Origin of the sequence: Sphingomonas adhaesiva, assembly GCF_002374855.1 — a bacterium.
Taxonomy (GTDB): Bacteria; Pseudomonadota; Alphaproteobacteria; order Sphingomonadales; family Sphingomonadaceae; genus Sphingomonas; species Sphingomonas adhaesiva.
In genome coordinates this window covers 1-11,541 of record NZ_NWVC01000020.1, presented here as the reverse complement: position 1 = coordinate 11,541, position 11,541 = coordinate 1, and the positions used below count along the sequence as shown (strand labels likewise).

At 66.8% G+C, this 11,541-nt stretch carries 7 protein-coding genes; 3 read left to right on the top strand and 4 right to left on the bottom strand.

The annotated features are described in order from the left end of the window. Positions 1 to 446: 446 nt before the first annotated feature. Positions 447 to 5,006: a hypothetical protein gene (locus COA07_RS17285; RefSeq protein WP_096641358.1), complete on the bottom strand. Its 4,560-nt coding sequence runs from the start codon at positions 5,004 to 5,006 to the stop codon at positions 447 to 449. 124 nt (positions 5,007 to 5,130) lie between these two features. Here COA07_RS17285 and COA07_RS17280 point away from each other — a divergent pair, with 124 nt between their 5' ends. Together COA07_RS17280 and COA07_RS17275 are read left to right on the top strand one after the other, a co-directional pair. Then, complete coding sequence (locus tag COA07_RS17280) at positions 5,131 to 5,454, top strand: DUF6471 domain-containing protein (protein WP_141396573.1); 324 nt, start codon at positions 5,131 to 5,133, stop codon at positions 5,452 to 5,454. A gap of 127 nt (positions 5,455 to 5,581) precedes the next feature. Further along, positions 5,582 to 5,896 (top strand): helix-turn-helix domain-containing protein, encoded by a 315-nt coding sequence (locus tag COA07_RS17275; RefSeq protein WP_096641357.1) that lies wholly within the window; start codon positions 5,582 to 5,584, stop codon positions 5,894 to 5,896. Between the two features lie 52 nt (positions 5,897 to 5,948). On the opposite strand, the gene COA07_RS17270 is transcribed toward COA07_RS17275, so the two are convergent. From COA07_RS17270 to COA07_RS18475, 3 genes are all read right to left on the bottom strand, one after another. Further along, positions 5,949 to 7,034: a hypothetical protein gene (locus tag COA07_RS17270; protein ID WP_096641356.1), complete on the bottom strand. Its 1,086-nt coding sequence runs from the start codon at positions 7,032 to 7,034 to the stop codon at positions 5,949 to 5,951. Positions 7,035 to 7,208: 174 nt separating this feature from the next. After that, a complete protein-coding gene (locus tag COA07_RS17265) occupies positions 7,209 to 7,820 on the bottom strand; it encodes a hypothetical protein (protein WP_066712257.1) in 612 nt (203 codons plus the stop codon). Between the two features lie 659 nt (positions 7,821 to 8,479). Then, entirely contained in the window at positions 8,480 to 8,815 is a 336-nt protein-coding gene (locus COA07_RS18475) for a TetR/AcrR family transcriptional regulator (RefSeq protein WP_255266811.1), read from the bottom strand. Positions 8,816 to 8,821: 6 nt separating this feature from the next. On the opposite strand from COA07_RS18475, the gene COA07_RS17255 reads away from it, so the two are divergent. Continuing rightward, the gene (locus COA07_RS17255; RefSeq protein ID WP_066712251.1) at positions 8,822 to 10,936 is read left to right on the top strand and encodes a TonB-dependent receptor; all 2,115 of its coding nucleotides are present in this window, start codon (positions 8,822 to 8,824) and stop codon (positions 10,934 to 10,936) included. Positions 10,937 to 11,541 lie beyond the last annotated feature (605 nt).

Genomic DNA, 11,541 nt, shown 5'->3' with positions numbered 1-11,541 from the left:
CTGCAGCTATTCTTGCCAAGATCGATCCCGAGCACAGAAATGTCCATGACCTTCGCTCCTTCCGCAAACGACCCGCTGTCGTGAAGCGACAACGGTTCAGATAAGGGGCGAGCCATCCATAAAGGGGGGCGGATGCCAAGTTGCTCGAAGGTGAGGCAATCGTGCTAGGCGGCAGGCGCGAGCCGATGACAGCGACCGGATGCGCAGCGACGCAGCGTCCGTTGCGGATGCCGAGTTGTTTCGCAGGGTAGGACGCGATCGACGGTCGATGGGACAGCGCCCGACCCGCAGCGGGCCACAGTATCGTCGTTTCGGAAGCTTATGGAGGAGGTGGAGCGTGACGCTGGGGTCGGTCAGGCTGTCGTCTAGATCACCTGGGCCGAACGCGTACGGCCGAGCCGGGCCATTGCCCGGCCCGGCCGTCGGCGCGCACGCTGACCTCGCGGTCAGGCCGTCAGGTGGATCCTTCGCACCGGCGGCGACAGCAGGTGTACGCCCCGCGGGAAGTGCACGGGCTTGTGCCGCCCCCGTTCCGCCGCTGCGGACGCCAGGCGGCCTTGATCCTCGGGCGTGAAGAAGACGTAGACCTGACGCACGGTCGACACCGCATCCTGGATGACGCGCGCGGCCTCCTCCCACGATCCGGTCGTCTTCAGCGCGTCGGTCGCGCCCACGTGCCGCACGGCGTGCGGGCCATGCGGCATAAGTCCGGAGAGTCCGCGCATGCGCAAGGGGCTCTGGGCCATGTGGCGCGCCGTCGCCAGCTTGAACTTGGCCGCGAGCTGCGAAGGCTTGAACTCGCGGCCGCCCTGCTTGATGAAGAAACGTGATTCCGCCGCTTCGCCGTCATGGTCCTCGTCTTCGAAGCTGTCGTTATCCTCATCGTCGTCCAGCGTGAGCGCGGCCCTATCGGCAACGGCGTCGGCGTGATCGTCATCGTCGGTTGGTTCGACGGTCGTCTCGGCCGAGGCATCGTCGATGCCGGTACCCGCCGACGCCCCGCTGACCTTGCCGCGCTTGGGCTTCCGGGAGGGCGCGGGCTTCTGCATCGCGATGTACTGGCGCGAGACGCGCAGGTAGTATTCGAGCATCGCATAGAGTCCGTCCTCGTCCCGGAGCCGAACGTGGAACTGGTCGCCGGATTTAAAGTATTCGCCGCCGCCGTTCTTGAAGCGGTCCTTGTGGATCGTGATCCACCAGCCGTCCTCGAAGCAGCGGAGCTGCCCGTCGCCGTCATGGCCCTTGTAGGTGAGCTGGGCGACGTTCTTGATGCGCAGGAAGGTTTGGAACAGGATCATCACCATGATGCAGTCTTGCAGGTGCCTGTGGCGGTGCCCCGTCTTCATCGGCTGGTTCCTGATCATGCCTTGGATCAGCTTCCGATATAGCGCGGCCGGCGTGTTCGACCCTAGTACCGCCCAGATCGGATCGAACGCCTTCCGCTTCTTCTCCACACGCTCGTCCGGCTGGAGCGTCTTGCCCTTGGGTCCGGCGGTGAGGCGCTCTAGCTTTCTCAGCCACGACTTCACGCCGGAGCAGGTCTCGTGCGCTTTGGCCCAGTCGGGCTTGCTGCCCGCCGGGGGGACCTCGCCGCTGATGGCCGCCTTCTGCCCCATGGGTGTATGAAACCAGGCGACCAGTGCCGCGGAGGCCGTGGCAACCCGCTCCGACTTGCGCAGCGGGCTGTTGGCGTCGGAGGCGTCTGCAAGCTGCGCGAAGTCGTTGATCGACCCCGGTCCGTAGCCGCCCGAACGGTTCTTGATGTGCGCGAGGAAACGGCGCGTCAGCTCCGGTAGCGCGATGGCGCCCATCGTCAGGAACTCGGGCGGCACGCCCATGCCCCCTTGCGGCGCGTAGCCGACGCCCCTGACAATCTCTAGCCTGAGGCCGACAAGGTCCTCGCGTGTCCGTGGATCCACCAGTCTGCTCGGGGTTAGGTCGGGTTCGCGCGTCATGAACCCGAACAGGCGCTCGAACGTCTGCCGCACCATCGTGCGCGTGACTGTCGACACCGCCTTGCCGCGGAAGTCCGATTCCGACTTTCCGAGCAGCTCGAAGACGTCGAAGTCTTTACCCTCGCGTTTTGATTTCGCCGACGCGAGGTCCCAGCGAGCCTCGTATTCCGCCCACTCCGCCTTGAGTGCCTCCGGCCAGTCCTCATGTAGGAAGCGGTACTCGTCCCGCTGCAGGACGCGCAGGCGTCGGCTGTACTCGGTGTCCTGCACCGCATAGTTCGAGGCCACCTCGCGCAGCAGTTCGCGCCGACGGTTTGGCTGCTCGCTCCAGAAGCCATAGGGTAGGTGATGATCGTAGCGACTGGCGTTCCGCAGGTGGCCGCGAGGCTTGCCGAGGCTCCGGAAGTCGGGGTTGAGCAGACCGGCCAGAAAGCCCTTCGGCGCCCCAAGATGATCGTTGAGCCGTCCAAGAGCCTCCTCGTCCTGCCAAGTCGGGATGGTTTCGCCATCGATCCAGCGGGTCATGCGCTTGTCGAGCCCGGAGGTTCTCTCGAACGTGTGACTGGTTTCGCCCTTCGCGCGAAGCAGCAGCGAGAGTGCGTGACCGAAGGACATCCGGACCTCGCCCCAGGCGCCGGCGCCGAACGGCAGGTCGAGTGGGTGGTCGGCCCGTAATATCGCTAGTTCCGCTTGGTAGCGCCGCCACCGGTCCATCTCCTCGCCGGAATGCGGCAGGCGACGGGTGCCGCTGCCGCGCAGCAGCGTGAGGCCGACGGCATCCGCTCCGCCGCGGCCGATCGCGCGCATGTGCCGTTCCAGCGCGCGCACGTCGCGCGCCGCCGCCGCCGCCGGGTTGGTGGAGAGGCCGTCTGTGGCGATTTCGCCGGTCGGTGCCGGCGCTGCGGCTCGGATAGAACCCGGGCCGCTCGACGAAGCGGCGGCGGCCATCGCGGCCTCCGCTTCCTTAGCCGTCCTGCCGCGCCCGTAGCGGCGCAGCTCGGCGTAGGTGATGCCGGAGCGGTCGCCGGGGTGCGGGGCGATGCCGACTGCCACCATCTTCGCGTCGATGAGCGCCCGGGCGGCAGGGCTGCGGCGCAGGAACAGCGCGGGGATCGCCAGGACGTTGGCGATGGCCGGGAGATCGAGCCGGCGGTCGTCGAAGGGGTGGCCGGGCAGGCCCGCATCGAAGATCGGGTCGGACAGCATCGTCTCGATGAGCGCCGTCTTCTCGCGATCCTGCATACGGTAAGCAAGGGGGTCACCTTCGCAGTGGAGGGGATTAAGACCGCGCACCTCGGCTGCGGCCGCACGTATGCGCTTGACGTGGGCCTGGGTGAGGTTTCCCGCCGGGACGTCCATCTCTCCGGCCGCTCCCTCCTTGTCGACAAGGGTGGACAGCGTGGAGAGCCGCGGCGGACCGAACCCGCGTCTTCTGATGAGATCGCAGTAGTCCGCGACCTTGAGATCCATCTCCGTCACCTCTCGTCGCGGAGCGCTTGCGACCCCCTCCGCGAGTCCGACGCGGGCGACTAGCCGCTCGATGGCGGCCGTCACGCGTGGGTCGTCCGCATCCTGCCCGAGGCTCCAGCCGATCGAGGCTTCGAGCGCCTTCCTGCTGACGGCACCGGCATGATTGACGGCGATCTTGCCGGTGCCGGACCCAAGCGTCTCCGCCAGCTCCGCCATCCGGCCGACGATCAGCGCGACGCGGCGCGAGCGTTCCTCCTCGCGTCGCGCCTGTGCGCGCGCGTCCATGAAGCCGGCGGCAATCGCCTGGATCCGCGTGGCGATCTCGGGGAAGCGGGTCGACGTTCCCTTGACAAGGCCAAGCTCGCTCTCGACCTCGCGCAGGCGCACGGCACCCGTAAGCGAGATCGGAGGCGTCCTGAGCCCGGCGTCGACGAGGAGCGCGTAGGTGTCGACGACCGCGTTCGTGACGGCCAGGTGGAGGTCGTTGCCGGCAGGCATCGTTCCGCCCGCCGCCTCCACGAGGCGCCGCTGCCGATCCAGCACGTGTGCCCGGAAGCCGGGGCGGAACATCAGGGCCGGGTTTAGGTCGAGCAGATCGATGATCGCGGGAATGCTCGGTATCCCGCTCGGCAGCGTATCCCAGGTCTGGCCGCGGACCTGCAGCGTGTCGGCCGCGTCATCGACCTTCCGCCGCTCCGGCGTTCGGCCGGCGTCGCGATGCGGCGACCGCGATCGCGGGGCGGCGACGCCATGCTTGCGCGCGAGCCGCTCGACGAACCGCTCTACCGCAGGGTGGTCCAGCGTCTCGGGAGGAACGCCCAGCCGGGTCGCTATGCTCGAGCGGACGGGGCGGCCCTTGTAGCTTGGGATCGTCTCGGTGAGCGCGTTGAGCACGACGTCCCAGGCCTCGAGCCCGTCGAGCGCGGCGGCGACGTCCGCTTCCCGGCGCTCAGGCGCGCCCGGCGGGGCGGAGGCGATCCATGCCTCTGTGTCCGCCGGCTTGAGCGGGGGGCGCAACGCTTCGCCGTCGGCGTCCTCCTCGCCCGCCGGCTCGTCGGTGAACCTGTGGAAGTGCCGGAGCGCGAGGAGCTTGTCCCGGACCTCGTTCCAGACCTGAAAGGCGCTGAGCGGAACCCCCGCCCTGCGCGCGGCCCAGTTCAGCGCCACGCCGCCATTAGGGCCGCGGACCAGCCGCTCGCCGGTGTGAGCGAGCTCGGCGGAGAACCCATCGATGGCCGCCAAGTGGCGCGCCAGCGCCGAGGACGTGGATGGATGGTCGTCCGGATCCGTCGTCGAGGATTCGTTCGGCGCATCGTCGGTGGGGAGAAGGGCGCCTCCGTCGACGCCTGGTGCGGTGTCGTCCGCGGCTTCGGTCGGTTGCCGCCCGGCGACGGATCGGCCTTCATCTACCGGGTCGATGTTCACCGGCCGGGTCTTGAGCCGCAAGTCGTCGACCCGTGCGCCGACGTCGTCGAGCTTGCCAGCCGCATGCGGGCGGCGCTTTCGCCCGCGAGTTCGCCTCGCGGCGTTGCCGCTACCCTCAAGTTGTGGATCTGGACGCGTGTCGACCTTGCTGACCATGGGTGGTATAGCCTTCTGAACACAACGCCGCGCCGGCACCGGCGGGACGTAGATGGGGTTTGAAATACCCATATATGGTAATGTGCGCGCATGGCAAGCCGTGTGCCGCCTTCTGGAGCTGCGCTTGGACGAGGACGCTTGGGAACGGCAGGCGAAGAACCTGATAAGGGCGGAGCTGATGCGGCGCGGGCTCAGTCAGGAGCGTCTGGTCGAACATCTCTCCACGCTGGGAATTGAGGAGACCGTTCCTAATCTGCGGAAGAAGCTGAGCCGCGGCAGGTTCACGGCGGTATTCTTCCTTCAGCTCATGGCGGCGATGCGGGTCGAGTGGCTGCAACTGCCCGGACCGCCGGGGACGCCCAGCGGCGACGAGGCCGCCGGCGAGTTCGGCGGTCAGGCACTCGCGCGGTCGAAGCGCGTCCGGGAAGGTGGTGAGGGTCCACCATAACGGGTTGCGCCCTCGCGGCGGCCCGGCTGAGGCGACGTCCGGGACGGGACCGTCAGCTGCCGACCTCGCCGTCTCGGCGCCGAGCCGGCCTGGGCGATTGCGCTGGTCGCGCGACCCTCGGAAGGGCATGCTTCGCGACGTGCAGATAGAGGTGATTCGGAAGGTCGGCGAGCGCATCAGGGAGCGCAGGATCGCGGCGGGGGTGAGCCAGGCCGAGCTGGCGGAGCGTTCGGACCTCGATCGCCTCTACCTTGGCAGGCTGGAGCGCGGGGCGCAGAATCCGACCCTGCTCGTGATCGCCAGGTTGTCGGTCGAGCTGGATTATCCGCTCGACGAGCTGTTCGCCGGACTCACGGTGTCGGTGAAGGAGGTTCGGGCCGTCCGCCGGCTGTCGCGCGGCCCGGGCCGCCGCGCCGGCGGTATGGCCGCCGACGAGGGCTGAGCCCCTCGCGCCGCGTCTGCGCGCTCGGGCGGCCGATACCGCGCGGTGCACGTCAGGTGGCGAACGCGTCCTGATCCCGAACCAGCGTCTCCTCGATCGGTGACTGACCGATCTCGAGTTCGAGGTAGAGCCACTCCCCCGACTCCTCGACCGCCAGGATCAAGGCGTTGCCGGGGATGAACGGGATGTCGACGACCTCTCCTAGATGTCGGCCCGGAAGGCTCGCGATGATCGTCTCGGGCAGCCTGTTCCTTTCCAGCAGGAGCACCTTGGACTCGAGCCGGAAGATATTCCCGCGCTCGCGATTCTCGATGTACCCCCGCACCACGCCGTCGTCCCAATAGACGCCGCCCATCTGGTCGTATCCGCTGTCGCCGCCGAACGAGAAGTCGACCTGGCGGTCCGACCGCAGCATGTCGAGCGCCGCCGCGCGGCCGAGGCCCGAGATGTCGAGCACCCGCGTTGCCGAGTCGTCGATGAAGCCGGTCGAGCCCGCGACCTTAGCTCGCGCCAGCACGTGGCGACGCCCGACGTGCTTGGCGGCGAGAGCCTTCAGCCGCTCCTCCATGCGGTCGACCCCGCCTCCGTCCGTGAACTCCGTGACGCGCTCGATGCCGAGCGTCAGGTCGTCGCCCAGCATCTCGACGTCCACGGTCATCTTGAACGCTTCTGCGGTCCGGCCCGGCGTTGCTCCGATCGCGACCACGCGCATCTCCGCTATTCCGCCCCTGCCGGCGGCGACCGCGGCTTCCGCCAGTTCGCGGTAGACCCCGCCGAGCTTCTTCAGGATGCGTGTCGACCGGGACAAGCGGGTGGCGCCCTCGAAGAGTTCGGCGGCGACAACGGCGGGATCGCGGTGACCTGTGTTCCGCGCCGGGAGGGGGAAGCGGAACTCGACCCCCGACGCGCCGACCGGCTCCGATCGGATCTGGCCGAAGTAGAAGTGGTCGTCGTCGTCGCGCGCCGCCGCGAACGACAGCGCGCCGAGCTTGCGCCTCTGCGTCTTGGTGAGCGCGGCGGTGGCGATCTCGATCACGCGCTCCACTTCGGCTTTCCGGATCGTCGGATCGATCTTTGGCGGGTCGATGTGGAGGAGCGGGGTCGCGGTGGCCGCGGCCATGTCGTTTGTGATGTACATGTCATTTTCCCTTAAGCTTCTGGAGCCAGCCCTCTCGTTCCCAACGAACGGCATTCGCAGGAGCGGTCACCTTCCGGTGCCGCCCTGCGAGCCTCGTCGGCCACCGCGGACCGCCATATTCACTATGGCCGATCGAACTTTCTGAATGGGCGGCGGCGGACGCCCGCTTGCGGATCAGGCCGCCAATCGCGAGGTGTCCGCGAAGATCGCCGCACCGACGTTGCGGACGAGGTGCATGAAACCCTCGCAGTGGACGTTCCGCAGCGTGTCGGAGGCGAGTAGGTGCCGGAGCCTCGCGTCGGCTCGGCGGGTTCCCGCGTCGAGGTCGCCGGGCACAGGCGCCTGCACGAGCTTCAGCCGGTGCCCGGGCTGAAAGGCGAAGTAGCCGAGATAGTCGTCGCCTCTAGGCACGAGCAGCGCGCGTCCGCCGCACGCGGGGGCCCAGAGGCGGCAGCTCCCATAGCACCACATGTCGCCGTCCTGCTCGCGGAACACGCCGGTGGCGAGCGGTGCCGCCCTCGCGTCGTCGACATCGAACGCGATGTAGATTTGGTCGGTCTTGCTGCGCCGAGCGGCCGCGGCGCACAGGTTCTGGTTCCCGTGGCTCAGCACGAAGCCCGCGGCGATCTGCGGTTCGCCGTTCTGCCGTTCTCGCTGCCGCCTGCCGGTGAACATCAGCGAAAAGGCGACGACGTGACGCATCATGTTCGCGGCGGCGGCCGGGTCGGACGCGGAAAGCCGCTGCAGTTCGTGGCGCGCGGTGCGCATCTCTTGGGTCTCGTTCACGACTTTTTAACTCCTTCGGTGCGATGCGAAGCAGGCGGGGCGGGCCCGTCCCCGCTTTTCCCCTCCTCCCTGCTTCACACCCAGGAGCTTCCGGTGATCACTGGGGCGTGGTCGCCCCAGCTTCTGACCGGCCGGTGCCGAGTCCATCCCTGACCCGTGTCGTTCGAAGGTGGTCAGGAACAGGTGGCGGCCGCGAACGTCGCCGCGGCGGCAGCTGCTCGCCGCGATGCCGTCCGCCCCGCGCTCGCGATCCACTCCATCGTCGCTCCTTCCAACAGGTATTGCGGTGTTCGGAGCGATCTGACGCTCTTTCGCCCCGCGGCGCGGCGGTTCCGCATTCGACGCCTCCCACGATTGCACGGGCATGGTGCGCCGATGACCATCGCTCCCGGTTGCTGAAGGCACTTGTAGCTCAGCGGGCCCCCGGTCCCTCCGCATCGCGCCTACCGTGGCACGCTCCTAGCAACGGAAGGTTGTACTGGTGGTCGTCGCTTCCGTAACGAGGCCCGTCGTTGGTCCGGCGCAAACCTGGACGGCGCCTCGGCGGCCGTTGCGATCGCGAGTGTTATCGCGATCGTTATCGTGGGAGGAGGCGCCGACTGGAGCCGATGCCGCCCTTTTCAGGCGACACGGGTCGCGCCTCGCAGCTGCTCCAGCCCTTACCCTGCGTCCTTCTCGGCCGCGTCCGAAGCGGACGGCCAGATCACTGGGGCTCCCGCCTCCGTCAGGTATGGCTCGAAGAGACTGCTGATCTGGCGAGCTCCCCAGGACAGCTGTTCACGGGTGAATTCCGTCACGCCGCCTCGATTGACGAGGTAGTCGATCCAGTAGGCGGACACGATCCAGATGTTGGTTGCGAGAAAGTCGAGCTGAGCGGATCCAATGCTGATCAGACCCTCCTGCCGCATGCGTTCCAGGACGATCCTGGTCTGACTTTCCGCCCTCAAGGCCGTCGACCGTACCTCGAAAGGCTCGAGATCCTCCGCGGACCTCAGGGAACGTTGTTCGGCCGCAATACCTCCGCAGGCGCGCTCAGCATCACCACCAAGCGCCCCGATCTCAACGACTATGAAGGCTTCGCCAACGTGAGTGTCGGCAACTTCGACTTCGTCGGGGTGCAGGCGGGCTTCAACGCACCGGTGGTGAAGGATCAGCTCGGGATCCGCCTGTTGGGCGCCTACCGCAAGCGCGACGGCTTCGTGAAGAGCACGACGAGCGGGCCCGAGAGCCAGAACCGAGATCGCTTCATCCTTCGTGGTCAGGCGCTTTGGGAGCCGACCGCGGACCTCAGCCTGCGTCTCATCGGCGACTACGCTGAAACCGACGAGAACTGCTGCACAGCCGTGATCATCCGAGAGACGGAACTGCGCGACCTGGGCGCATTCGCGGCGTACGGTCTGCCGGCGAATGGCGGCGTCATCGACTCCGGCCAGAACGCTGTCCGCCGTAGGCGCTCGAGCGATCTCGGCTTCACGAACAACAGCAAGCAATGGGGCGCGTCGGGCGAGCTCAAGTACGATCTCGGTGATGCCAAGATCACTTACATCGGGTCTTACCGGAAGTTCGAGACGCAGAACGCCCAATTCGACTACGTCGGACTGAATATCTATCAACTGGGGCCGGGGCCATTCGCGCCCAATCTGCCGTTCGGCGGCGTCGATACCGAGTTGATGTCGCACGAACTGCGTTTTCAGGGTACCGCCTTCGACGACCGGCTGGATTGGCTCGTCGGCGCCTACTACTCGAACGAGAAGATCAGCGAGATCCAGGCGATCGCTCTCGGGCCGGACTATCAGGCCTATGCGTCGACGCAATTGTTCAACGCGGTCGGTAACAGCTTCGCGCCGCTCGGCCCCAATCCGCTCTTCGCGCTTACGCGACTGGCGCAGACGACGGGTACGACCTCGATCCCGGGTGTGGGCACGGTGCCGAACTTCGCGCTTCCCAACAACGTGGGCGTAGACGCCAACGGAAGTTTCGCGGTCAACAATTTCACTCAGGACGCGGAAAGCTTCTCGGTCTTCACGCACAACGTGATCAAGGTGACCGACAACATCAGTCTCACCGTCGGAGCGCGCTACGTCGACGAGAAGAAGGACGGCGCTTTCAATCAGCTCTCGGCCAGCTCGCCGGCGTGTGCCGCCACCGCGAACGGCTTCAACAACATAATCAACAACCTGACCACGGTTCTCGGCCTTCCGGCGGCTTCGGCGCAGGCGCTGGCTGGAGGCGCCGTCGCTTTGAACTGCTTCTCGTTCACCACCCAGGCGAACCTTCCCGCCTCCGCCGTTCTACCCCTGCCGCGGGAATTCGATCTGCGGTTCAAGGACGATGAACTGACATACACGGCGCAGCTCGCTTACAACAACAATGCCGGTTTCCTGGCGTACGTCAGCCACTCTCATGGCTTCAAGTCCGGCGGCTTCAACCTCGATCCTGCAGCCTCGGCGGGCGGGCTTGATCCTCGTTTCGACTCCGAGAAGGTCGACTCCTACGAAATCGGGATCAAGAGCTCACTTCTCAACAACAAGGCGACCGCGAATCTTGCCGTGTTCCACATGGACATGGCCGACTTCCAGGTACTTGAGTTCAACGGCATCCAGTTCCAGACCTTCAACGTCGCGGCGGCGAAATCGACCGGTGCGGAATTCGAATTTCTGGGTCGGTTCGATCCCAACATGACGTTGAACTTCTCGGTGGCTTACACCGACGCCCGCTACCCCGAGGACTGCGCCAGCGGCCTGAGCGGTGGCGCCTTCGCAACGATCCGGACCCTCTGCGGTCAGCAACTGACCAACGCTCCGAAGTGGAGTGGTGTCGCCGGACTGACGTACGATGGGCCGCTGGACAGTTCGGGATGGGGCCTGCTCGCAAACGCAAACCTCTACTATTCGGGCAAGCGCCGCACCGGCACGACGCCGACGGAGGTCGCCGCGCCGTTCGAGCCGTTGCCCTTCGATTATCAGGAAGACTACTTCAAGGTGAACGCGCGGCTGGGATTGTCGACGCCGGACCAACGCTTCACGTTCGAGGTCTGGGGTGTGAACCTGACCAACGAGATCACGCGCGGGATCACGGCCAACGCGCCGCTTCGCGGTGGGCCTGGACAGCGGTAGCGAATTGCGTTTCTCGAGGAGCCCCGCACCTACGGCTTGACCGTCAGGGCCAAGTTCTAGGTCTCGCTCTCCGCGCCTGCGCGTCTCGAAGGAGAGGTGCGGCGCACACGGGTTGTTCAGCGAATACCGGCGCACCACGGGTGCGTCGGTCACCCCCGATGTGCCGCCGGACCTTTGGTGGGCCCAAGCCGCGCCGAGGACGGGGCCGGGAGGATGCCGCTCGGTACGATAGGGCCAAGTCGCTCCGCACGAGTGCGGGTGAACGGCGCCGATCCGTCCTGCGCAGCATCTCGCGATGATCCGGTTCGCTCGTGATGCGGCTGATCGATCGTCGTCGGCGGCCCGGCTGGAGATCGAGCGCGAGGGCGCGCAGTCGCAGGAGGCGTGCCTCGGATGGTCAGGACGAGGCGCGGCCTCGCGCAATGGCTTTCGCGACGCGGCTGATGATCGGTCTTGCGGACCGGTCATCCGCCTCGGCTGTGGATCGGCGTGGAAAAGGGACCCCGGTAGCGGGGTGATCGGCGTCGAAAAAGGACCCCTCATCCCGGTGGTCTAGGCTGCTCGCTTGGCGGTGTGTCAGGCGGCGAGATCGGGATGCTGGTATT

Bases quoted from the DNA above. Each gene is read 5' to 3' on its own strand.
- COA07_RS17285 (WP_096641358.1), bottom strand. From the start codon at position 5,006: ATGGTCAGCAAGGTCGACACGCGTCCAGATCCACAACTTGAGGGTAGC.
- COA07_RS17275 (WP_096641357.1), top strand. From the start codon at position 5,582: ATGCTTCGCGACGTGCAGATAGAGGTGATTCGGAAGGTCGGCGAGCGC.
- COA07_RS17270 (WP_096641356.1), bottom strand. From the start codon at position 7,034: ATGTACATCACAAACGACATGGCCGCGGCCACCGCGACCCCGCTCCTC.